The organism is Kitasatospora sp. NPDC054795 (assembly GCF_053611565.1).
Map to the genome: position 1 here is coordinate 1 of NZ_JBSHAP010000092.1, position 21,261 is coordinate 21,261.

A 21,261-nucleotide genomic window follows, 5' to 3' on the forward strand; every position below is an offset into this window, starting at 1 on the left:
GGCCCTTGTCGTGCCCGGGAATCAGTGGTGGCCGTGGCCGCTGCTGATCTCCTCGTGCTCCTCGACGGTGGGCTTGGCGATCTGGCTGCCCTTGCCGTAGAAGCCGCGGGAGAGCTTCACCCGCGTGCGGGTCCACAGCCCGGTCTTGCGGGCCACCCCGTTCTCGTCCACCTCGGGCGGCAGCTCGGAGGGCTGGGGCTGGTCGTGCGCGGTGAGGGTGAAGAGCCGGCCCGGCGGCAGCGGGGCGTGGATCTCGACGAACTCGCCGTGCTGGAGCCGGTTGATGACGCCGGTCTCCCGGCCGTGCAGCACCTTCTCCTTGTCCCGCCGCTGGAGGCCCAGGCACCACCGCTTGGTGATCACGAAGACGACCACCGGCACGGTGAAGAAGCCGATCCGCACCGCGTAGGTGATCGCGTTGATCGAGAGGTGGAAGTGGGTGGCCAGCAGGTCGTTGCCGCCGCCCGCCAGCAGGAGCAGGTAGAGGCCGATCCAGGCCGCGCCGAAGGCGGTGCGGACCGGGGCGTTGCGCGGCCGGTCGGCGATGTGGTGCTCGCCCCGGTCCCCGGTGATCCAGGCCTCCAGGAAGGGGTAGCCCCAGACGACCATCAGCACGAGCGGGAAGACCATCAGCGGGATGAACACCCCGAGGTTGAGGGTGTGGCCGCCCCAGACGCTGATCTCCCAGCCGGGCATCACGCGGATCAGGCCCTCGGAGAAGCCCATGTACCAGTCCGGCTGGGCGTCGGTGGACACCTGGTCCGGACGGTACGGCCCGTACGCCCAGATCGGGTTGACCGTGGCGATCGCGGACATCACCGCGACCACGCCGAAGACCAGGAAGAAGAAGCCGCCCGCCTTGGCCGTGTAGACCGGCAGCAGCGGCATGCCGACCACGTTCTGGTTGGTCCGGCCGGGCCCGGCGAACTGGGTGTGCTTGTGGTAGAAGACCAGGATCAGGTGTGCCGCGAGCAGGCCCACCATGATGCCCGGGATCAGCAGGACGTGGACGGTGAACAGCCGGGGGATGATCTCGGTGCCCGGGAACTCGCCGCCGAACATGAAGAACTGCAGGTACGACCCGACGATCGGGACGGCGAGGATGGCACCCTCCATGAAGCGGATGCCGGTGCCGGAGAGCAGGTCGTCCGGCAGCGAGTAGCCCATGAAGCCGTCGAACATGCCGAGGATCAGCAGCAGCGCGCCGAAGACCCAGTTGATCTCGCGCGGCTTGCGGAACGCGCCGGTGAAGAAGACGCGCATCATGTGCGTCAGCATCGAGGCGACGAAGACGATGGCCGCCCAGTGGTGGATCTGGCGCATCAGCAGGCCGCCGCGCACGTCGAAGCTGATCCTGAGCGTCGATGAGTAGGCCTCGGACATCGCGATGCCCCTGAGCGGGACGTACGTTCCCTCGTAGACGACCTCGCCCATGCTCGGGGTGAAGAACATGGTCAGCCAGACGCCGGTGAGGATGATGATGACGAAGGTGTAGAGCGCGATCTCACCCAGCATGAAGGACCAGTGGTCGGGAAAGATCTTGCGCAGATTGGACTTGGCCAGGGAGTAGATGCCCAGTCGGCCGTCGGTCCAGTCGGCCAGGGCCTCGGCCTTGTTGGTGGGGTCGGCGCGCGTGCTGGTCACCGGTCCCGGCTGCGACTGCTGGTCGGTTCTCACGACGGGCTCCCCGGCGTCCTCGGCGTGCCGTGCTGGAGGCCCGCCGGCGGGAACACCGGCCGGCGAAGTGTTGTGATCATGGGACCTCTCGATACGGGCCCGCCGGCCGGACCGGCGCGCGGACCAGGTGTTCCACTGGACCCGTTGCTCAGGGTGATGGAGCGCTTACTCTGTCATGCTGTCGGCAGGGGGCCGACTGTGCACGTCCATCGGCCCGTCCGGCCGCTCGTGTCGGTCCGGACGGGGGCCCCTGACGCCCGATCGGCTGGCCGCCGCTCGGCCCAACGGGTGCCGATGCTGCGGTCGAGTGCCGCTGAACCGTTTCGGCGCGCGCCGCGGCCGGGGGTCGCGTGGTCCCGGGCCTACGCTGCGCCAATGGTGGATCACCGTGAACTCTTCGAGGACGTCACCGAGGCCCTGGCCCGCGCCGGGTTCGACACCGGACCGGGGCCCTCACCGCTGTGGATCGACCGTCACCCCGAGGGCGTGGTGGTCGGCTGGACGCCGGGCGCGGAGCCGGGCGGACCACCCTCCCGGGAGGCGCTCGCGGCGCTGAGCGGCGCGGCCGCGGTCGTGCTCCGCGAGTGCGGCTACCTCGTCGCCGGGACGGAGGAGGGCGATCTGCTGGTGCGCTGCGCCGAACCGGTGACGGTCCCGGAGTCGTCCGAGCCGGAGCCGGTGCCGGAGCAGTGGTGGGGGTGACCGCGGACTCCTGACGACCCCCGAGGCCTGCGGGCCCGGTCAATGCGAGGGCGGGCTCATACCGAATCCTTACCCGAAGCGGGGGTGCGGTTGACCTTGCCGACTCTAAGGTTTGCCTAAGCTAAGCCGTCGCCCCGGACCCCGGTGTCCGGGGCGTTCGGCTGTGCCGCTCCACCGCCACCGCGGCGGAGGCGAGAACAGGTGAACGACCCGGGCCGGGCCCGGGGGAGGAGCCCGCCGCATGTGGGACGAGGCGTTTCCCAGCTTCCTGATCGGGCTGCGCGAGGGTCTGGAAGCCGGACTGATCGTGTCGATCCTGGTCGCCACCCTGGTCCGGGCGGACCAGAAGGCCCGGCTGCCCCAGGTTTGGACGGGCGTCGCGGCGGCCGTCGCGCTCAGCCTGAGCTTCGGCGCGGTGCTCACCTTCACCGCCGCCAACCTCTCCGGCCACGCGCAGGAGGCCTTCGGCGGGGTGCTCAGCCTGATCGCGGTCGGCTTCGTCACCGCGATGGTGTTCTGGATGCGACGCTCGGCGCGCACCCTCTCCGCCGAGATCAAGGAGAAGGTCCGGGCCTCGCTGGCGATGGGCGCCGGTGCGCTGGTGCTCACCAGCTTCCTCGCGGTCGCCCGGGAGGGCCTGGAGACCTCGCTCTTCCTGTGGACCAACGTGCGCACCGCCGGCGAGTCCACCGGGCCGCTGATCGGGGCGGCCCTCGGCCTGCTGCTCTCGGCCGCGCTCTGCTGGGGCCTGTACCGGCGAGCCCTGCGGATGAACCTCACCCGGTTCTTCACGATCACCGGCATCTGCCTGATCGTCGTCGCGGCGGGCGTGCTCGGCTACGGCCTGCGGGACCTCCAGGAGTCCGGGCTGATCGGCGGCGGCACCTCGTACGCCTTCGACCTGGGTGGGCACCTGGACGCCTCGTCCTGGTACGCGACGCTGGTCCAGGGCACGCTCAACCTGACCGTCACCATGACGGTGCTCCAGGTCGTCGGCTACGTCGCCTACCTGGGCATCGTGATGACGCTGTTCGTCGAGGGCGTCCGCGGCGGCACCAGTGCCCCGGCCGCCGCGCCCGTCGCAGCGGCCGCGACGGGCGCGGAGAAGCCCGGCGGGGCCGACGCGGAGTCCGAGGCCCCGCCGGCGCGGGCCGGCCGGCCGCGCTGGGTGCTGCCGACCGCGGCGGTCGCCGTCCCGGTGGTGCTGGCCGGCGCCGTGATCGCGATCAGCGACGGCAAGCAGGGCGGCTCCGCGACCGTCGCCGTCTCCGAGCAGGAGTGCGGCAAGGGCTTCGCCGCCCCGCGGCCCGGCCAGCAGGTGTTCCAGATGCGCAACACCGGCGACAAGGTCGCCGAGGTCTACCTCGTCGACCCGGGCACCGGCTCGGTCTACGGGGAGATCGAGGGCCTGGCCCCCGGCACCACCCGCGCCCTGACCGCCACCATCGGCTCCGGCGACTACGCCTGGCGCTGCGTGCCCACCGGCGGGAAGCCCGTCACCTCGGCCGCCGTGCACATCAGCGGCGCCGCCGTGGTCAAGGCCGTCAAGCCGGTCGCCGAGGACGACCTCAAGGCCCCGCTCGACAGCTACAAGGAGTACGTCGGCCAGGGCCTCGCGACGCTCGTCACGCAGAGCCGGAAGCTCCAGGCCGACGTGCGCTCCGGCGACCTCGCCACCGCCAAGGCCGACTGGCTCGCCGCCCACCTCCAGTACGCCTCCCTCGGCGCCGCGTACGGCACCTTCGCCGACCTCGACGGCAAGATCGACGGCCGCCCGGACGGCCTCGCCGACAAGGAGAAGGACCCGGGCTTCACCGGCTTCCTGCGTCTGGAGTACGGCCTCTGGCACGGCGGGACCGCCGAGGAGCTGACGCCCGTCGCCGACGACCTGGCGCAGAACGTCGACCAGCTGGCGCACGACTTCCCCGGGCAGGACTTCGCCCCCGGCGACCTGCCGCTGCGCGCCCACGAGATCCTGGAGAACACCCTCCAGTTCGAGCTGACCGGCGACACCGACATGGGCAGCGGCACCAACCTGGCCACCGCCCGGGCCAACCTGACCGGCACCCAGGAACTGCTGACGCTGCTCCAGCCGCTGCTCGACGAGCGGGACCCGCAGGTGCTCGTCAAGGCGAACGCCGGCATGAAGCGGGTCGGCGACCTGCTCGCCGCCGCGCACCGGCCCGAGGGGTGGACCCCGGTCGACCGGCTGCCCGCCGACGCCCGCCGACAGCTCAACGGGGCCACCGGCGAACTGCTCGAAGACCTCGCCCCCGTCCCCGCCCTGCTCGAAATCCGGAAGGCCGCCCGATGACCGACCACACCGCAGCCACCGGGTCCTGCCCCTTCCCGCACGCCGCGCCGGCCGAGGCCGCCGCGGAGAACGGCTGCCCGGCAGGACCGGCCCGGCGCAGCTTCGTCCGGGCCGCGCTCGGCGCCGGTGCCGGCGCGGCCGTGCTGGCCGGTGGCGGCCTCGCCCTCGGTGCCGGCCAGGCCGCCGCCGGGGACGGCAAGCAGGAGAACGCCGGGGCGGTGCCGTTCCACGGGGCCCACCAGGCCGGCGTCACCACCCCGGCCCCCGGCTTCGCGGCCTTCGTCTCCTGCCAGGTGATCGCCCAGGACCGCAAGGGCCTCGAAGCGCTGTTCCGGACCCTGACCGAGCGGATCCGCTTCCTCACCGCCGGCGGCACCCCGCCGGACCTCGGGGTCGGCGCGCCGCCCTCGGACAGCGGCCTCCTCGGCCCGACCGTCCCCGCCGACCACCTGACCGTCACGGTCGGCGTCGGCGCCTCGCTCTTCGACGACCGCTACGGGCTGGCCAAGGCCAAGCCGGTCAGGCTCGCGCCGATGAAGACCTTCCCGAACGACAACCTCCGGGTCGCCGAACTGCACGGCGACCTCTCGCTGCAGATCTGCGCCGACCGCCAGGACACCGTGCTGCACGCACTGCGCGACATCACCCGGCACACCCGGGGTGCGATGCAGATCCTCTGGCGGATCGACGGCTTCCAGAACCAGTCCCGCCCGGACGGCGCGCAGCGCAACCTGCTCGGCTTCAAGGACGGCATCGTCAACCCCGACACCGGCTCCGCGCGCGAGATGGACCGGCTGGTCTGGGTCGCCGACGGGACGGGCGAACCCGGCTGGGCGACCGGCGGCAGCTACCAGGTGATCCGCATCATCCGGATGCTGATCGAGTTCTGGGACCGCGTCACCCTCACCGAGCAGGAGAAGATGTTCGGCCGCCGCCGCGACACCGGCGCGCCGCTGGACGGCGCCCGGGAGACCGACGCGCCCGACTACGCCAAGGACCCGGACGGCAGGGCGATCCCGCTCGACGCGCACATCCGGCTGGCCAACCCGCGCACCGCCGACACCGACACCTCGCGCATCCTGCGCCGGGGCTTCAACTACGACCGGGGCGTCGACCAGGCGGGCAACCTGGACATGGGCCTGGTGTTCTGCTGCTACCAGCAGGACGTGGTACGGCAGTTCGAGGCCACCCAGGCCCGGCTGATCGGCGAGCCGCTGGTGGACTACATCTCGCCGACCGGCGGCGGGTACTTCTTCGTCCTGCCGGGCGTGAGGGACGGGGCCGACTGGCTCGGGCGGGGGCTGCTGGCCGCCGTCTGACGGCGGGTTCCACCGCGGCCCGGCGCTGCCACGCGCCGGGCCGGTCCGCGCCGTCAGCCGCCGAGGGTGAAGCCGATCACCGCGCCGCCGCCCTCCCGGTTGGCGGCGAAGGCCGTCCCGCCGTGCGAGCGGGCCACCTCGTGCACGATGGCCAGGCCCAGCCCGGAGCCGGGCAGGCTGCGAGCGGCGGTGGCCCGGTAGAAGCGGTCGAAGACCCGGTCGAGGTCGGCCGCGTCGATGCCCGGGCCGCGGTCGCGCACCTCCACCCGCGGGCCGCGCACCACCACCTCGATCGGGCCGGTCCCGGAGGGGTCGAACTTGGCGGCGTTGTCCAGCAGGTTGCCCACCGCGCGGGCCAGCGCGTCCGGCCGGGCGGTGACGACGGTTCCGTCCGCGTCCACCACGATCTGCCGGTCGCTGCGCCGCCGGGCCTGGGCGGCGGCCTGCCGGACCACGTCGGCGAGCACCACTCCGGTCGGCTGCTCGTCCGCCCTGCGGTCCGCCGCGAGCGCCACCAGCTCCTCCACCAGCTGGGCCAACTCCCGGGACTCCTCCATCAGATCGGCCATCAGCGCGGCACGTTCGGCGGGCGGCAGCCGGTCCAGGCCGGGCAGCACCGAGAGGTTGGTGCGCAGGCTGGTCAGCGGGGTGCGCAGCTCGTGCCCGGCGTCCTGCACCAAGCGGCGCTGGTTCTCCTTCGCGGTGGCGAGCCGGACCAGCATCCGGTCGAAGGCCCGGCCGAGCCGGCCCACCTCGTCCGTTCCGGCGGCGGGCACCGCGACGTCCAACTGCCCACTGGCGGCGACCAGTTCGGCCGCGTCGGTGAGGCGGACCAGCCGTCGGGTGATCCGCCGGGCGAGCAGCCGGCCGGCCCCGCCGGCGAGCACCGCGACGATCGCCACCAGGGCGACCGTGCGGGTCCGCAGGGTGCTCAGCAGCTTCTCGGTGGGCCCGACCTGCTGGATGATCTGGACCGCCCCGCGCCGCCCGCCGAGCGAGACCACACCGACCCGGTAGGCCTCGCGGTGCCGGTGGCGCAGCCCGATCGAGGTGCGGCCCGGCTGGTCGGCGTGGGCGAGCTCGTGGTCGGACGGGCTCGGCGGCAGGTCGAGCCGGGCGGTGCCGGGCAGCACCGCGCCGTCGGGGTCGAGCGACTGCGTGGTGACCCGGATCGGGCGGACCAGGTCGGCGCTCAGGCCGCTCGGGCCGGCGAAGTCGCCCGGGAAGAGGACCTCCCGCTGGACCTGCCGGCCGACGGAGTCGACGGCGGCGCCGAAGTCGGCGGTCTCGTCGTCCCGGATCAGCCGCGCGGCGGCGTTGTAGCCGAGTGCGCCGATCAGCACCGCGACCAGCGCGGCGATCGCGGCGAAGGCCAGCGCGAGGGTGGTGGGCAGGCCCGGGCGCGGCAGCCGGGGGAGGCGGCGGGCCGGGCGCGGGAACCGCAGGAACCGCGGGAACCGCAGGAACCAGGGGAGGCGGCGGGCGGGGCCGGTCACGACTCGCGCAGCGTGTAGCCGACGCCGCGGACGGTGTGGATCAGCGGCACGAGGCCCGGACGGTCCAGCTTGCGGCGCAGGTAGCCGATGAATACCGCGAGGTTCTTCGAACCGGGGCCGAAGTCGTAGCCCCAGATCTGCTCGTACAGGGTGGCCTGGTCGAGGACGGCGCCGGCGTGCCGGACGAGCAGCTCCAGCAGGTCGAACTCGGTGCGGGAGAGTTCGAGCTCCCGGCCGGCGCGCCAGGCCCGACGGGCCGGCGGCTCGACCCGCAGGTCGGCGACCGTCAGCGCCTCGCCGGCGGGCTCGGGCGGGTGGCGGCGCAACAGGGCGCGCAGGCGGGCGAAGAGCTCGTCCACGTCGAAGGGCTTGACCAGGTAGTCGTCGGCGCCGGCGTCGAGGCCGGCGATCCGGTCGGGGACCTCCACCCGGGCGGTGAGCATCAGCACCGGGGTGCGGTCGCCGGCCGCGCGCAGCCGGCGGCAGACCTCCAGGCCGTCCGGCTCGGGCATCATCACGTCGAGCACCAGGACGTCCGGGCGCTGTTCGGCGTGGACGGCCAGGGTCTGGGTGCCGTCGGCGGCGACCCGCACCCGGTAGCCCTCCAGCATCAGGGCGCGGGCGAGCGAGTCGCGGATGGCCCGGTCGTCCTCGGCGATCAGCACGGTGTGCGTCATGGCGGAGATTCTCCCTGACGTGCTCACGGCGCTTCCGGTCGGGGCCGAGGTCTTTCGGGTCCGCTCCGCGGCCCTCCCCGACGGCCGCGGCTGTTGCGCGGTGCTTCGCGGGCGTACGGTGGCCGTACGGTGGCGCGCCGCCGGGTGGGCCGCCTGGTTCGAGTCGGCACGCCCTGCCGGAGGCCGCGATGGCAGACCGGATGGCCTTCTTCACCACCCCGCGCGCGGAGCGGGCGCGGCGGGACGCGCGGGAGCGCCTGGGGGACTGGCGGGAGGTGTACCGGCCGGGCGAACTGCTGCCGGTGGTGGGCGGGCAGGCCGGGCGGTGCATGGACTGCGGGCTGCCGTTCTGCCACCACGCCTGTCCCCTGGGGAACCTGGTGCCGGACTGGAACCGGCTGGTGGCGGAATCGGGGACGGGCCGGGAGCCGGGGGCGGAAGGCGGGGCGGGTACGAGGGCGGAGGCAGGAACGGGCGCGGGGACGGGGGCAGGAACGGACGCGGGAGCGGATTGGCGGGCGGCCGCGGCGCGGCTGCTGGCCACCAACAACTTCCCGGAGTTCACCGGGCGGCTCTGCCCGGCGCCCTGCGAGAGCGCCTGCGTCCTGGCGATCGACGGCGCCGCGGTGGCGATCAAGAACGTGGAGCTGGCGATCGCCGACCGGGCCTGGGAAGCGGGCTGGGACGGGCCCCGGCCGCCCGACCGCCCCGAGCGCGCCGGTGGGCGGCGGATCGCGGTGATCGGCTCGGGCCCGGCCGGGCTGGCCGCCGCCCAGCAGCTGACCAGGGCCGGGCACGCCACCACGGTGTACGAACGGGCCGACCGCGCGGGCGGACTGCTGCGGTACGGCATCCCGCCGTTCCGGCTGGAGAAGCACCGGCTGGAGCGCCGACTGGACCAGCTGCGGGCCGAGGGCGCCGCCTTCCGCACCGGGGTGTGGGTCGGCCGGGACGTCCCGGGCGAGGAACTGCGCTCGGGGTACGACGCGGTGGTGGTCGCGGTGGGGGCGACCGCCTGCCGGGAGCTGGCGGTGCCGGGCCGGGACCTGTCCGGGGTGCACCAGGCGATCGACTACCTGACCTGGGCGAACCGGGTGGACGAGGGCGACCGCCCGGTCTCCCCGGTGTCCGCCGAGGGGCTGGACGTGGTGATCGTCGGCGGCGGGGACACGGCGGCGGACTGCCTGGGAACGGCGCTCCGTCAACGCGCCGCCACCGTCACCCAACTGGACATCAACCCCCGCCCGCCGCAGGACCGGGCCGCCGGACAGCCGTGGCCGGTGCACCCCAAGGTGTACCGGGAGACCACCTCGCACGAGGAGTCCGGCGCCGCGGAGGCCGGGCCCCGGGTGTTCGCGGCGACCACCGTCGGCTTCGAAGCCGGCCCGGACGGCCGGCTGGCCGCCGTCCGCTTCGCCGAGGCCGAACCGGCCGACCGCAGCCCGCGGACGGGCACCGAACGGAGCCTGCCCGCGCAGCTGGTGCTCCTCGCGCTGGGCTTCACCGGGCCGGAGCCGGACCGGCGGCTGTTCGCCCAGCTCGGCCTCACCACCGGACCGGCGGGCACCCTGGCCAGGGACGACGGCTTCGCCACGGAGGCGCAGGGCGTGTTCGTGGCGGGGGACGCCGGGCGCGGGCAGTCACTGATCGTCTGGGCGATCGCCGAGGGGCGGGCGGTGGCGGCGGCGGTGGACCGGTACCTGCGCGGGTGGACGGAGCTTCCGGCGCCGATCCGGGCCTCGACGCGGGCGCTCACGGTGTGAGTCCGGGAGCACCCGCGCCGGGCCGGGCCGGGGGTGGAGCCGTCGGGAGCGAGGTGGGGCCGTCGGACCGGGTGTCAGAACAGCGGCAGGCGGCGGAGGAACGCGTCCTCGACGCCGTTGGTGTCCCCGGGGACGAGGGTGCCGTCGGAGGAGGTGAACACCACCGCGGTGCCGAGGGCATCGGCGTACGGGGCGTGCGAGGGACCGGCGCTCTGCGTACCGTCGCCCGCCACGCTGACCCGCTCGGTGCGGCCGGTCCACAGGTCGTGCCGGAACACGTCCTCGGCGTTGTTGGTGTCGCCGGGGACGAGGTTGTCCGCCTCCGAGCTGAAGACGACCCACCGGTCGTCCGCCGTGATCCGGCCGCCGTAGGAGCCGAGGGTGGTCGTCGTCCCGGGCAGGCCGGTGCTGACCAGGGTCTCGGTGCCCTGCTTCAGGTCGCGGACGTAGACCTCGAAGTGACGGTCCCACTGGGTGCCGCCGTGCAGGACCCAGGACGAGTAGACGGCGTAGCGGCCGTCGGGGCTGACCGAGGGGTTGACCGCGCCCTTGTAGCCGCCGTCGCCGTCCGGGCTGGCCAGGCTCGTCCGCTCGGCGCGCAGGTCGCGGACGTACAGCGGGTAGGTGCGCGGCTTGAGGATCTCCGCGCGGGCCCCCGGCCGGAGGGCGCCCGCCGGGTGGAGGGCGCCCGCCGGGTGGAGGGCGCCCGCCGGGTGGAGGTCGGCCGCCGGGTGGAAGGAGTCGGCGACGAACTCCTGGTCGGAGCCCGCCCTGAGCTCGGCGACCGCGGCCGGGGAGAGGGCGCCGGCCCCGCCCGCGCCGAGGAGGTTGGTCGCCTTGGAGATGAAGACCACGGTGCTGCCGTCCGCGCTGATCTCCGGTGCGGAGGAGGAGGCGTCCGCTTCCTTGCCGTCGGCGCCGATGCTGACCAGGCGGGTGTCGCCGGTCCAGCGGTCGGTGACGTAGATGTTGCCGCCGAACCAGGTGACCGTGCCGGGGGCGAGGTCGCCGCGGTTGGACTGGTAGGCCACGTACCGGCCGTCCCAGCTGATCGAGGGGACGCCGGACAGCTTGCCGGTCTGCGGAACCCCCGTCCTGCCGACGCTGACCAGGCGGGTGTCGCCGGTCCAGCGGTCGTGGACGTAGACGTCCTCGGAGCCGCGGTTGGCACCGGGGGCGAGGTTGGTGGCGGTGGAACTGAACGCCACGTAGCGGCCGCTGCCGCTGATCGTGGCCTCGTAGGAGTCCCCGTCGGCCTGGACGCCGTCCGGGCCGGTGTTCACCCGCTCGGTGCGGCCGGTCCACAGGTCGCGGACGAAGACGTCGGACCTGCCGTTGGTGTCGCCGGGCACCAGGTCGGCAGCCTCCGAGGTGAAGACGGCGAAGCGCCCGTCCGCGCTCAGGCCGCCGGCCTGCGAGGCGCCGGTGGCCTGGGCCTGCCCGAGGCTGACGGAGACGCGTTCGGTGCGGGCACCGCCCGGCAGGGCGGCCACGCCCGCTCCGGTCGGGGCCGCTCCGGTCGGGCCCGCTCCGGACGGGGCCGCCTGGGCCGGCACGGCGACGGCGGCGGCCAGTGCGGCGGCCGCGAGGACGCAGGCCGCGCGCAACGGGCGGCGGATGAGGTGCATCTGGTTCCCTCCCCTGGGATCGGCCGTGCCGCGTCGGCGGTGGACGCCGAACTCCCCGGCGGCCGGCTCGGGGTGAGCCAACCGCCGGGTGGGGCGGTCGGTCAACGGGTGGGCGCCGGGAGCGGTGGTTTCCCGCCGGGGAGCGCGGACGCGGTCGCATCGGGTACGTACGGTCTTTGCTACGATCCGGCGAAGCTGGTGTCAGGAGTTGTGCGTACACGGGTCGGAGGGTGGGGACGTGGGTTCCGATGGGCGGGCGGTGACGTCGGTCGAGGTCCGCTACACCCCGACGGCCGCCGACTTCCGGGAGGCCCTCGCGGCGTGGGACCGGCGCACGGTGGCCGGACGCCGGGGGCGGCGGGCCATGTACACGGTGGCCGTCGGTGGGACGGCGGTTGCCGGGCTGCCCGTCGTCCTCGGCGGGCCGGCACTGCTGCCGGTCGCCCTGCTGGTGGTGATCGCGCTGCTCGTGGTTCTCGCGGTGCCCTGGACACGGGTGCGGCGGGCGACGAGGGCGGCGGAGGACAAGGGCGAGTTCAGGGTCCTGCTGGACGACGACGGGGTGGTCGTGAGCACCGAGGCCTCGGTCACCGAGTTCGCCTGGCCGGAGCAGCGGTACTACCTGGAGACGCCCCGGCTGTTCCTGTTGCTGAGCGGCAACGAGGAGGCGGGGGTGCTGACCGTGCTGCCCAAGCGCGGGGCCGACGACCTCCGGGGGCTCGGGGAGCTGATCGACCGGCACGCGACGGCGCTCGTCCCGGACTGAGCGGGGGTCCCCGGGGCGGTCCCCGCGGTGGGGCCGGTGCGGCCGGGGCGAGGGGCGCGTCACGGGGTGGGCTCCGCCGGGGCCGGCCCGGTGCGGTGCGCCCGCCGGTCGTAGCGCCAGAGCGCGGGGATCGCGGCGGACAGCGCGGCCGAGCTGCCGAGGCAGAGCAGACCGCCGGTGCGCAGGGCCGCCCGGATGTCCTGGCGGGCGGCGAGCCCGCCCGCCCGCAGGTCGCCCAGGGCCGGCCCGGCGGAGCCGATCATCATCTCCAGTCCGGCGGCGCGGCCCCGGAGTTCGTCCGGAATGGACTGGTTCCAGATGGCGCTGCGGAAGGTGTCGCCGATCCAGTGGGCACCGCCCGCGACGGTCAGGCAGAGCAGGACGGCCCACAGGCCCGGGGCGAACGCGGCCGCCGCCGTCGCCGCGCCGACCAGGGCGGCGGAGAGCAGGACGAGTCGGCCGTGCCGGTGGACCCGCTCCGCCCACCCCCCGGTCGCGGCGGCGATCAGGCTGCCGACTGCGCCGGCCGAGTAGAGCAGGCCGAGCGCCCAGGTGGCGTCCAGGTCCGCGGCCAGGAACGGGAAGAGCGCGGTGGGCAGGGCGAAGACGGTGGCCGCGAGGTCGGCCAGGTAGGTGCCGATCAGGTCCGGGCGCCGGGCCGCGTACCGGGCGCCGTCGAGGAACTCGGTGAGCCGCGGTGCCTCGGCGTCCCGCTCCGAGGGGACCGGCCGGACCCGGGCGAGCAGGGCGATCGAGAGCAGGAAGGTGCCGAGGTCGACCAGGTACGCCGCCGGGACGCCGGCGGTTGCAATCAGCAGGCCGGCCGCCGCCGGGGCCGCCACGCCGCCGATGCTCCAGCGCAGCGAGAGCAGTGCACCCGCCGCCACCAGCTGCTCCTGGGGCACCAGCCGGGGGACCATCGCCTCGACCGAGGGCTGCTGGACGCCCTGGAGCGCCGCCGCCGCCCCGGCGGCGACGTACAGCGGCCAGACGGCGGGGGTGCCGAGCAGCGCGTTGGCCAGCAGCAGGGCGCTGAGCGCGGCCAGGGCGACCTCGGTGGCCAGGGCGACGGTGCGGCGGTCGGCGCGGTCGGCGAGGACGCCGCCGTAGAGGCCGAAGAGGACGGTGGGCACGAGTTCGACCGCGCCGACCGCGCCCACGGCCAGCGGTGAACCGGTGAGGTCGGCGATCTGGAGCGGGATCGCCGTCATGGTGAAGATCGAGCCGAGCAGGGTGACGGTGCCCGAGGTCCAGGTCAGCCTGAAGTCGCGGGAGGACCGCCAGGGCGCGGTGTTCGGCAGCAGTCGGGACCAGAAGCGGTCCGTTCCGGAGGTCGGGTTCGTTCCGGAGGCCATGCGGGGTGGGATCCCTTCGCGGCCGTCGGTGTTGCGACGGCTCTCCTTATCGCTGATAAATTCCAGCTCGGGAACTTATCGGCGATAAGGTGGATCTGGCAAGCGGATGACCCAGGAGGCCGATCGGATGGCGCTGAAGCGCGACGAGGTGGTGCGCACGGCGCTGCGCCTGCTCGACGAGGAGGGCATCGACGGGCTGACCACCCGGCGGCTCGCCCGCGAACTCGGCGTCCAGTCACCGGCGTTGTACTGGCACTTCAAGAGCAAGCGGGAACTGCTCGACCTGATGGCCGAGGCGATGCTCGCCGAAGCCCTCCCGCCCGACCGCGAGCCGGACCCGGCGCACTGGCCCGAGTGGATCGCCGCCGACGCCCGCGCCAAGCGCAACGCCCTGCTCGCCTACCGCGACGGCGCCCGGGTGCACGCCGGAACCCTCCCCACCGAGGACGAACTCCCGGCGGTCGAAGCCCAGTTGAGCGCCCTCTGCGGAGCGGGCCTGCGCCCGCGAACGGCGCTGCGCCTGCTGCTGACCGTCGACCGGTACATCATGGGCTGGGTCACCGAGGAGCAGGCCTGGCGACAGGACTCCGCGGACCGCGACCGGCCGCCGTTCCCGGACGAAGCACTGCGCGAACTGCCGTTGCTGCGCGAGGCGGTCGACGTCCTGCGGATGACCGACCACGACGCCGACTTCGAGTACGGGCTGCGGGTGCTGATCGAGGGGTTCCGGACGGAGATCGCGCGGGAGGCGGCGCAGGGCACCCCGGCGCCGGACCGGGCCTCGGGGGCCACTCGTCCGATGGACTAGCGTGACCCCATGACCACCCTTGACCCCCGCAGCACGGCCCTGGTCCTGATCGACCTGATGGACCGGATCGTCGCCAACCCGCTCGCGCCGCGCACCGGTTCGGAGGTGCTGAAGGCCTCGCTGGAGCTGGCCCGGGAGTTCCGGGCGGCGGGCGCGCCCGTGATCGCGGTACGGGTAGAGCGGCCGAACGTGACCGAGCAGCCGCCCGGGAGCGGGCTGCCCGCGGAGGTCGCGGCGGCGGCCGACGAGGTCGTGGTGAAGCGCACCATCGGGGCCTTCCAGGGCACCGGCCTGGACGAGCTGCTCCGGGCGCGGGGCGTGGAGACCGTGGTGTTCGCCGGGATCGCGACCAACCTCGGCGTGGAGTCGAGTGCCCGGGCCGCCGGCGACCACGGGTACCGGCTGGTGTTCGTCGAGGACGCGATGGCCGCGCTCACGGCGGAGGAGCACCGGGCATCGGTGGAGCTGGACTTCCCGCGCCTCGGCGAGGTCGTCGCGGCCGCGGACGTGCGGCTGGGGTGAGCCGGCGGGGCGGGTTGCCGCCGGTGCGGTGGCGGGCCGCTACGGCCGGGCAAAGCGGAGGGCTGCTACGTCCCAGCGAGGCGGAGGGCTTCGCGCAGCCGTCCGTCCGAGGCCGTGAGCAGGCGGGCGGCGGTGGACGCGTCCACGTCCGCGAGCAGGGACAGGATCGCGTCCTTGGCCCGGCCGCCGGTCGCGGACAGGGCGCGGTCGACCGCGGCCTCGTCGGCGCCGGTCGCCTCGGCGACGATCCGTCGGGCGCGGTCGCGCAGCTTGTCGTTGGTGGCGCGGAGGTCGACCATCAGATTGCCGTACGTCCGGCCGAGCCGGACCATCACGGCCGTGGAGAGCAGGTTGAGCACCAGCTTCTGCGCCGTGCCCGCCTTGAGCCGGGTCGATCCGGCCAGCACCTCCGGGCCGACCTCCACCTCGATGCCCAGCTCGGCCGCGGCCGCGAGCGCCGAGCCGCGGTTGCACGCCAGCCCGACAGTCAGCGCCCCGGCCGCCCGCGCGGCACGGACGGCGGCCAGCGGGTAGGGCGTCCGGCCGGACGCGGAGACGCCCACCAGGGTGTCGGCGGGGGTGAGGGCGAGCGCGGCCACGTCGGCCTCGGCGAGGTCGGTGCGGTCCTCGGCGCCCTCGGCCGCCGCGGTGACGGCCGAGCGCCCGCCCGCGATCAGACCGACGACCAGCGCCGGATCGGTGCCGAAGGTCGGCGGGCACTCGACGGCGTCCAGCACACCGAGCCGCCCGGCCGTCCCCGCGCCGGCGTAGACCAGCCGGCCACCACGCGCCATCCGGGCGGCCACGGCGTCGACCACGGCGGCGATCCGCTCCAACTCCCCGGCGACGGCGACCGGAACCGTGCGGTCCTCGGCGTTCATCAGGCGGAGCAGCTCGACGGTGGGCAGCCGGTCGATCGCGGCCCAGTCGGGGCGGACGGTCTCGGTCGCGGGTACGGCGTCCCGGCTCATGCGCCCGCCCCGCTCCGCCCGGCAGGGGCCTGCGCCGCCGCGCTCCCGTCGACGATTCGCCGCCGGCCTCCGGCCGGGGGTGCCCCCGTGCTTCGCTCACTCATGCGGCGAGCCTCCCCGGGTGCGGGGCGTCCGAATCCGGGCGAGCGTGGAGGGAGGGATCCGGGCGAGCGCGGGGGAAGGATCCGGGCGAGCGCGGGGGAAGGATCCGGGCGAGCACGGGGGAGGGAGGTGAAGGCCGTGGAACCGACCGTTGCCGAACTCCTGGACCGGTTCGGCCGCACCTACGCGGAGGAGGCCGGGATCACGCTGCGCGACAAGCCCTCGCCGCTCTACCGGCTGCTGGTCCTGACCGTGCTGTGCTCGGCGCGGATCGGTGCCGGCACCGCCACGGCGGCGGCCCGGGAGCTGTCGGCCGCCGGACTGCGGACCCCGCGCGCGATGGCGGACGCCCGGCGCGGGACGCTGATCGCCGCCCTGGGCCGGGCCCACTACGTGCGCTACGACGAGAGCACCGCCACGGCGCTCGGTCAGGGGGCCGGGCTGCTGCTCGACCGCTGGCACGGCGATCTGCGGCGGCTGCGGGAGGAGGCCGGGGGCGAGTCGGAGCGGATCGGCGAGCTGCTCCGGGAGTTCCCCCGGATCGGGCCGGTCGGCGCCGCGATCTTCCGGCGCGAGGCGCAGGCGGTCTGGCCCTCGCTGCGGCCGTACGTCGACGAGCGGGCGCTGGCGGAGGCCCGGACGCTCGGGTTGCCGGGCGAACCGGACGGGCTGGCGGCGCTGGTCGGGCCGGGGGACCTGGCCCGGTTGGCGGCGGCGCTGACCAGGGCGAGCCTGGCGCACGCGGGGGCCGGGTGAGGGTCCGACGGTCCGAGAGGGTGCGTGCCGGGTCAGGCCATCCAGAAGAAGACCGCCGTCATCCGCCGCTCGGCCAGGTCGGTGCCGTAGTAGCCGGTGGCGCTGTGGATCAGGTTGGCGTGGTAGAGGAGCAGCTGGTTGTAGCGGTTGGGGACGCGGACGTCCTCGGTGAAGTGGTCGGCCGGTACGTGGCGGGTGCCGAGCGCCTCGACCAGGTTGTTGTGCGGGGCGTTGACCAGGTTGCCGCCGAGGCGGCCGCCGGGGAACTGCTGGCGGTAGAAGCTGGTGCCGGCGTCCTTGGGGGCGCCGGGGCTGAGGTAGAGGACGGCGGCGTAGCGGCAGAGCGCGCGGGAGTCGGTGTGCGGGCGGGACTCCGACTCCCCGGCGCCGACGACCTGGACGCAGTTGTGGTTGAGGGTGCCGCCGCCCGGGGTGCTCTGCACCCAGAGCCGGGAGGCCCCGGTGGCCTTGCGGACCAGCGACTCGACCCGGGCCAGCTCCTCGGGTTCCAGGCCCGGCATGGTGCGCAGTCCGGGCCAGGTCTCGGGGCGGTGCGGGTAGCCCTCGGTCCAGTCCCCGCGGGCCAGGCAGCGCTCCCGGACGGCGTCCGGGTCCGGCAGCACGTTGTCCAGGACCCAGTAGTCCCGTCCGCGGGTGGGCTTGCGGTAGGGCAGGACCGGCAGGGTGGTGGGCCTGATGGGCTGTGAGGGCATGGGCCGACCATAGAGGCGGTGATCGCCAACCTTCTGCCGTGAGCAGGTCAACCTTTCGTCAAGGGTGACCAGGCCAGGGAACCCGGCCGGGGCCCCGGTGCGAACCCTCTGCTGCTTCACGTGAACAGAGCCACTTGTCCTCCGGTTGGCCGCCCGAAGCCTCCCGGGACGGCCAACCAGGCGTACCTTCGACGCCTTCCCCGGCAGGCCTAGCCGGTGCGGAGGGCGAGGGTCGGGGAGAGGCGGGAGGCCCGGACGGCCGGGTAGAGGCCTGCCACCGTACCGATGAGCAGGGTGGCGGCGAAGCCCCCGCTGACGGCCCACGGGGGGACCACCCAGGGCAGGCCGCCCGAGACGGCGAAGGCGTAGGTGGCGGCCGCGCCCAGGGCCACGCCGGCCAGCCCGCCCAGCCCGGAGAGCAGGAGGGACTCCGTCACGAACTGGAGGCGGATCTGGCCCCTGGTGGCGCCCAGGGAGCGGCGCAGTCCGATCTCGTGGCGCCTCTCCAACACCGAGATGATCATCGTGTTGGCGACCCCGACGCCGCCGACCAGGAGCGCCACCCCGCCCAGCCCGAGCAGGAGGTCGGTGAACGCCCCCTCGGTGGCGGCCTTGGCCTGGAGCGCCGAGGAGGGGTCGGTGACCTGCACGTTGTGCGGGTTCTGCGGGTCGACGGTGCGTGGGATCAGCTCGCGGACCGCGCCGACCGTCCGGTCCGTCGACCGTTCGTAGATCTGGGTCGGATGGCTGTCGAAGCCCAGCAGCGCGCCGGCGCCGTCCCAGCCGACCAGGGCGGCCCGCTCGATCTCGGGAGCCAGCGGCAGCGGGTCGAGGATGCCGATGACGGTGAAGTACCGGCCGCCGATGTGGACCTGTTGACCGGGGGCGGTGATGCCCAGGCGCTGGGCCGCGACGTGTCCGAGCACCGTCGACGGGTAGCGCCCGTTGGCCTCGTTGAGCCAGGTGCCCGAGCCGACCGTGCCGCGCACGACGTCCAGCAGTCCTTCCGTGGCGGCCTTCACGGTGATGCCGCCGGTTTCGTCGCTGGGGATCTTCTCGCTGCGCCTGACGGACTGCGCCAGGTCACCGGTCGCGCCGACCTGCTCGACCCCGGGGACGCGGCTCAGCATGCCGATCGATTCCTCGGGCAGCTTCACCTTCTCGCCGAACAGCCCCTGGCCGGGAGAGGCCACCAGCAAGTTGGTTCCCAACTGGTCGAGCTGCCGAAGGAGTTGGGCCTTGCTGGAGGAGGAGATGCCGACCACCGCGATCATGGTGGCGATGCCGATGGCGATGCCCAGCGCGGACAGCACCACCCGCAGCGGCCGGGTGCGCAGGCCGGCCGAGCCGACGTGGAGGACGTCACGGGGGCCGAGCCGGGCCGGGGAGAGCCGTGCGCGGCTCATCGCTCCCCACCCCGATCGGCCGGGTCGGCGGCGCCGGTGCGCAGATCCGCCACGACGCGGCCGTCGCGGATACGGACCTGGCGCGGCAGGCTGTCGGCGATCTCGCCGTCGTGGGTGATCACCGCGATGGTGGCACCCTCGGCGTTGAGGTCGTGCAGCAGCTCCATCACCGCTTCGCTCGAGGCGGAGTCCAGCGCGCCGGTCGGCTCGTCGGCCAGCAGCAGATCCGGCTCGCCGACCACCGCCCGGGCGATGGCCACCCGCTGCCGCTGGCCGCCCGACAGCTCGTGCGGACGGTGGTGCATGCGGTCCGCGAGCCCCACCCGCTCCAGGGCCACGGCCGCGCGCCTGCGGCGCTGGGCGCGCGGCAGGCCCGAGTAGAGCAGGCCCTCGGCGACGTTGTCCTGGGCGCTGACCCCGGCCACCAGGTGGAAGGACTGGAAGACGAAGCCGATGTGCCGGGCGCGCAGGGCGGACAGCCGGCGGTCGGAGAGGGCGGCGACGTCGTGGCCCGCCAGGGTGACGGATCCGGCGCTGGGCCGGTCCAGGGTGCCGACGATGTGCAGCAGGGTGGACTTGCCCGACCCCGAAGGGCCGACGATGGCGAGCAGTTCGCCGCGTCCGACGCGCAGGTCCACCTCCTGCAGCGCCACGACCCCGCCCGGATACTCCTTGGTGACCTGGTTCAGTTCGACCACCGCGCTCATGACCTGGGCACCCCGACCTTCATTCCCTCGGCCAGGCCGGTCCCGCCGACCTCGACCCGGCCCTGTCCGAACATGCCGAGCTCGACCGGGACTTCGCGCACCTTCCCGTTCTCCACGACCTGGACGCCGAAGCCCCCGGCGGACAGCGCGAGCAATGCGTTGACCGGTACCGTCAGCACGTCCTTGCGGACCTCGCCCTCGAGCTCGACGGTGACCGGCGCCTGGTCGAAGCCCTCCGCCTGCCCCGGGTCGTCGAAGAGCACCCGGGCGGTGATCTTGGCGGGCTTGTCCTGGGAGCCCTGCTCCTTGCCGTCCTCACCGATGGTGCGGTCGACGGAGGCGACCTTGCCCTTGGCCCTGCCGCCGCCGGGCAGGGCGACCTCGACCCGGGTACCGGGCTTGGCGAGGTCGGCCCGGGAGACCTCGATCCTGATCTGCACCTGCCGTTCGGAGCCGGTGGTGGTGAGGACCGGCTTGCCGGGAGCGGCCTGGTCGCCGACGGCCGCATCGTTCTTCTTGATCCGCACCGGACCGGGCGAGAAGGCGATCTGCTCGGGGCCGATCTCGCCGGTCTGCGCCAGACCGTGGGCCTTCTGCCAGCGCTTGACCGCTTCCGCGGTGCCGGGGGTGAACTCCTCGTCCGCGGCCAGCCCCTTGCCGTAGCCCAAGTCGCGGAGGTTCTCCTTCAGCTGTCCGACGTCCGGCCCCTTGTCGCCGGCCTTCATCGTCCGGTAGGCGGGGCGCTCGCCGTCCATGAGCCGGACCTTCCGGCCGTCGACCTCGTAGAGAACCCCGTCGCGTTTCACCACCGCGCCCGCCTCCGGGAGCCAGGTGAGGGTGCCCGGCACACCGGCGTTGAGCCGGCGCTCCTCGGCATAGCCGAGGGTCCCGTCCACCTGGGTCCGGCTGCTCAGGTCCTGTCGTTCCACCGAACCAGTGCTCGGCGGCAGCCCGTCCGTGCGGTTCGCGGCGGCGCTTCCGCCGCCGGTCTGCGAGAGGGCGGTGACCCCGCCCACCAGCGAGACCGAGGTGACCAGCGCGGCGATCAGGTACGTTCGGCGGCTCTGCCCGCGCTCACTCCGCATTCTGACCACTGCACGCCTTGTTCGCCTTCTCGAACCTGTCCTTCTCGGGACCCTCCGGGACCTTCATCGCCTGTCCCGACATCGCCGAGTCGCCGTCGAACTTCGGGTCCGGCATATCCACACCGTTACCGCGCATGCACCGGGCGAATTCGAGGGCCTTGTCCTTGTCGGCCTGGGACATCTTCGTGCCGCCCGAGCCGCCGGCTCCGCCGCAGGCCTTGAGGGCTTCCGCCATCTTGTCCTGGCCGCCCTCGAGGACCATGGCCCGCGGGTCCTGGCCCGGCTCCGGCTCCTTCACCAGGGCGCCGTGCTCGCGCAGGCACTTACGGTGCTCGTAGGCCCGGTCCGCCGCCGCGCCCTTGCCCGACGAGTCCGAGCCGCCACCCCCGCCCGCGCCCGTGGCGCCTCCGCCACAGGCCGCGGTGAACAGCGCCATCCCCGCCACCAGCACGGCCGCCGCGCCGTACCTGTGGTTCCGCATGTGCTTGCGCATG

The 21,261-nt window shown here is 74.2% G+C and carries 19 protein-coding genes; 8 read left to right on the plus strand and 11 right to left on the minus strand.

The genetic code is table 11. The features are described from left to right. Nucleotides 1–21 precede the first annotated feature (21 nt). Nucleotides 22–1,644 carry a cytochrome bc1 complex cytochrome b subunit gene (qcrB, locus tag ACWGJO_RS28440; RefSeq protein ID WP_452188075.1) on the minus strand — a complete coding sequence of 541 codons (1,623 nt, stop codon included), beginning with the start codon at nucleotides 1,642–1,644 and terminating at the stop codon, nucleotides 22–24. 408 nt (nucleotides 1,645–2,052) lie between these two features. Between qcrB and ACWGJO_RS28445 the strand changes: the two genes are divergently transcribed. The 3 genes from ACWGJO_RS28445 to efeB all read left to right on the plus strand — a co-directional run bounded on the left by ACWGJO_RS28445 (nucleotide 2,053) and on the right by efeB (nucleotide 6,012). Further along, nucleotides 2,053–2,379: a hypothetical protein gene (locus tag ACWGJO_RS28445; protein ID WP_359908787.1), complete on the plus strand. Its 327-nt coding sequence runs from the start codon at nucleotides 2,053–2,055 to the stop codon at nucleotides 2,377–2,379. A gap of 241 nt (nucleotides 2,380–2,620) precedes the next feature. Beyond that, nucleotides 2,621–4,693, plus strand: coding sequence for an iron uptake transporter permease EfeU (gene efeU, locus ACWGJO_RS28450; RefSeq protein WP_452188019.1), 2,073 nt, complete (start codon nucleotides 2,621–2,623; stop codon nucleotides 4,691–4,693). Continuing rightward, a complete protein-coding gene (gene efeB, locus ACWGJO_RS28455) occupies nucleotides 4,690–6,012 on the plus strand; it encodes an iron uptake transporter deferrochelatase/peroxidase subunit (protein WP_452188021.1) in 1,323 nt (440 codons plus the stop codon). The genes efeU and efeB overlap by 4 nt, the downstream gene beginning before the upstream one ends. A 53-nt stretch (nucleotides 6,013–6,065) precedes the next feature. On the opposite strand, the gene ACWGJO_RS28460 is transcribed toward efeB, so the two are convergent. Both ACWGJO_RS28460 and ACWGJO_RS28465 read right to left on the minus strand, forming a co-directional pair. Further along, nucleotides 6,066–7,508 (minus strand): HAMP domain-containing sensor histidine kinase, encoded by a 1,443-nt coding sequence (locus ACWGJO_RS28460; RefSeq protein WP_452188023.1) that lies wholly within the window; start codon nucleotides 7,506–7,508, stop codon nucleotides 6,066–6,068. Further along, a complete protein-coding gene (locus ACWGJO_RS28465; protein ID WP_452188025.1) occupies nucleotides 7,505–8,185 on the minus strand; it encodes a response regulator transcription factor in 681 nt (226 codons plus the stop codon). The genes ACWGJO_RS28460 and ACWGJO_RS28465 overlap by 4 nt, the downstream gene beginning before the upstream one ends. 188 nt (nucleotides 8,186–8,373) lie before the next feature. Here ACWGJO_RS28465 and ACWGJO_RS28470 point away from each other — a divergent pair, with 188 nt between their 5' ends. Next, on the plus strand, nucleotides 8,374–9,948 hold the full coding sequence (locus tag ACWGJO_RS28470) for a glutamate synthase subunit beta (RefSeq protein WP_452188027.1): 1,575 nt from the start codon (nucleotides 8,374–8,376) through the stop codon (nucleotides 9,946–9,948). Nucleotides 9,949–10,022: 74 nt separating this feature from the next. Here ACWGJO_RS28470 and ACWGJO_RS28475 read toward each other — a convergent pair whose 3' ends face one another. After that, nucleotides 10,023–11,576 carry a TolB family protein gene (locus tag ACWGJO_RS28475; protein WP_452188029.1) on the minus strand — a complete coding sequence of 518 codons (1,554 nt, stop codon included), beginning with the start codon at nucleotides 11,574–11,576 and terminating at the stop codon, nucleotides 10,023–10,025. 238 nt (nucleotides 11,577–11,814) lie between these two features. Between ACWGJO_RS28475 and ACWGJO_RS28480 the strand changes: the two genes are divergently transcribed. Continuing rightward, nucleotides 11,815–12,342: a YcxB family protein gene (locus ACWGJO_RS28480; protein ID WP_452188031.1), complete on the plus strand. Its 528-nt coding sequence runs from the start codon at nucleotides 11,815–11,817 to the stop codon at nucleotides 12,340–12,342. A 59-nt stretch (nucleotides 12,343–12,401) separates the two neighbouring features. Here ACWGJO_RS28480 and ACWGJO_RS28485 read toward each other — a convergent pair whose 3' ends face one another. After that, complete coding sequence (locus tag ACWGJO_RS28485) at nucleotides 12,402–13,697, minus strand: MFS transporter (RefSeq protein WP_452188033.1); 1,296 nt, start codon at nucleotides 13,695–13,697, stop codon at nucleotides 12,402–12,404. Nucleotides 13,698–13,824: 127 nt separating this feature from the next. Between ACWGJO_RS28485 and ACWGJO_RS28490 the strand changes: the two genes are divergently transcribed. Both ACWGJO_RS28490 and ACWGJO_RS28495 read left to right on the plus strand, forming a co-directional pair. After that, nucleotides 13,825–14,505 carry a TetR/AcrR family transcriptional regulator C-terminal domain-containing protein gene (locus tag ACWGJO_RS28490; RefSeq protein ID WP_452188035.1) on the plus strand — a complete coding sequence of 227 codons (681 nt, stop codon included), beginning with the start codon at nucleotides 13,825–13,827 and terminating at the stop codon, nucleotides 14,503–14,505. A 9-nt stretch (nucleotides 14,506–14,514) separates the two neighbouring features. Next, complete coding sequence (locus tag ACWGJO_RS28495; RefSeq protein WP_387736756.1) at nucleotides 14,515–15,027, plus strand: isochorismatase family protein; 513 nt, start codon at nucleotides 14,515–14,517, stop codon at nucleotides 15,025–15,027. Between the two features lie 65 nt (nucleotides 15,028–15,092). On the opposite strand, the gene murQ is transcribed toward ACWGJO_RS28495, so the two are convergent. Next, nucleotides 15,093–15,998 (minus strand): N-acetylmuramic acid 6-phosphate etherase, encoded by a 906-nt coding sequence (gene murQ, locus ACWGJO_RS28500; RefSeq protein WP_452188037.1) that lies wholly within the window; start codon nucleotides 15,996–15,998, stop codon nucleotides 15,093–15,095. A 240-nt stretch (nucleotides 15,999–16,238) separates the two neighbouring features. Here murQ and ACWGJO_RS28505 point away from each other — a divergent pair, with 240 nt between their 5' ends. Then, the gene (locus ACWGJO_RS28505) at nucleotides 16,239–16,856 is read left to right on the plus strand and encodes an endonuclease (RefSeq protein WP_452188038.1); all 618 of its coding nucleotides are present in this window, start codon (nucleotides 16,239–16,241) and stop codon (nucleotides 16,854–16,856) included. 32 nt (nucleotides 16,857–16,888) lie between these two features. Here the strand turns inward: ACWGJO_RS28505 and ACWGJO_RS28510 are convergent, their stop codons facing one another. The 5 genes from ACWGJO_RS28510 to ACWGJO_RS28530 all read right to left on the minus strand — a co-directional run bounded on the left by ACWGJO_RS28510 (nucleotide 16,889) and on the right by ACWGJO_RS28530 (nucleotide 21,260). Further along, entirely contained in the window at nucleotides 16,889–17,569 is a 681-nt protein-coding gene (locus ACWGJO_RS28510; RefSeq protein ID WP_380455015.1) for a DUF6445 family protein, read from the minus strand. A 209-nt stretch (nucleotides 17,570–17,778) separates the two neighbouring features. Further along, nucleotides 17,779–18,975 carry an ABC transporter permease gene (locus tag ACWGJO_RS28515; protein WP_452188040.1) on the minus strand — a complete coding sequence of 399 codons (1,197 nt, stop codon included), beginning with the start codon at nucleotides 18,973–18,975 and terminating at the stop codon, nucleotides 17,779–17,781. Then, entirely contained in the window at nucleotides 18,972–19,682 is a 711-nt protein-coding gene (locus tag ACWGJO_RS28520; protein WP_452188042.1) for an ABC transporter ATP-binding protein, read from the minus strand. The genes ACWGJO_RS28515 and ACWGJO_RS28520 overlap by 4 nt, the downstream gene beginning before the upstream one ends. After that, complete coding sequence (locus tag ACWGJO_RS28525; RefSeq protein ID WP_452188044.1) at nucleotides 19,679–20,767, minus strand: efflux RND transporter periplasmic adaptor subunit; 1,089 nt, start codon at nucleotides 20,765–20,767, stop codon at nucleotides 19,679–19,681. Before ACWGJO_RS28525 ends, ACWGJO_RS28520 begins: the two co-directional genes overlap by 4 nt. Next, nucleotides 20,757–21,260 (minus strand): hypothetical protein, encoded by a 504-nt coding sequence (locus ACWGJO_RS28530; RefSeq protein WP_452188046.1) that lies wholly within the window; start codon nucleotides 21,258–21,260, stop codon nucleotides 20,757–20,759. The genes ACWGJO_RS28525 and ACWGJO_RS28530 overlap by 11 nt, the downstream gene beginning before the upstream one ends. Nucleotide 21,261: the final 1 nt, after the last annotated feature.